Consider the following 350-nt stretch of genomic DNA (forward strand, 5'->3'; position numbering starts at 1 on the left):
GCCCCGGCCGAAGCTCCGGAGGAGGCCCCGGCACCGGTTCCGGCCCCGGTGGCGGGTGGTGTGGTGCCGCTGGTGGTCACGGCGCGGAGTACCGCCTCGCTGGCCGGGCAGGCCGAGCGGCTGGCGGGGTTCGTGGAGGGTGCCGACGCGGTGTCGCCGGCGGACCTGGCCGGGGCGCTGGCCTCCGGCCGCGCGGTCTTCGGGGAGCGCGCGGTGGTGCTCGCGGGCTCGGCCGAGGAGGCGTTGTCCGGGCTGCGGGCTCTGGCCCGGGGCGAGGACGCGGCCGGTGTGGTGACCGGCGGCGCGGGTGCGCCGGGCCGGGCCGTGTGGGTGTTCCCGGGTCAGGGGGC

1 protein-coding gene is annotated in these 350 nt (G+C 80.9%); it reads left to right on the plus strand.

Annotation, left to right across the window (positions count from 1 at the left end; genetic code table 11):
• On the plus strand, positions 1–350 hold a 350-nt coding region (locus WDV06_RS37250), incomplete at both ends, for a KS-MAT linker domain-containing protein (RefSeq protein WP_463668240.1).

This window comes from Streptomyces racemochromogenes (assembly GCF_044129415.1).
Taxonomy (GTDB): domain Bacteria; phylum Actinomycetota; class Actinomycetes; order Streptomycetales; family Streptomycetaceae; genus Streptomyces; species Streptomyces racemochromogenes_A.